Here is a 220-nt window from a genome sequence, read left to right as displayed (position 1 = left end):
CCTCTGGCTGGATCGCCTGGAAAACATGCTGCAGCGCGACGAAGGCTGGCAACAGGCCGTTCGCGATTCCCTGACAGAGCGTGAAGACAACGCTTCACCGGAGTACCTGGCGGTTTACGAGCACAACAGTGACGTTATTTATACGGCGCTGGCAGCGCTGGCCAATACGCGTACGGACAAGCAGGACCAGCGCTGCCAGCGCCGTATAAATAACGTCACT

Annotated in this window: 1 protein-coding gene; it reads left to right on the top strand. The window is 58.2% G+C overall.

Translation table 11 applies throughout. The annotated features are described in order from the left end of the window. Window positions 1-220: hypothetical protein (locus tag A3709_RS23850; protein ID WP_231871200.1), on the top strand; the 220-nt coding region annotated here is incomplete at both ends.

The sequence above is a fragment of the Halioglobus sp. HI00S01 genome (genome assembly GCF_001635445.1).
Classification (GTDB): domain Bacteria; phylum Pseudomonadota; class Gammaproteobacteria; order Pseudomonadales; family Halieaceae; genus Halioglobus; species Halioglobus japonicus.
This window is presented reverse-complemented; position numbering and strand designations above follow the sequence as displayed.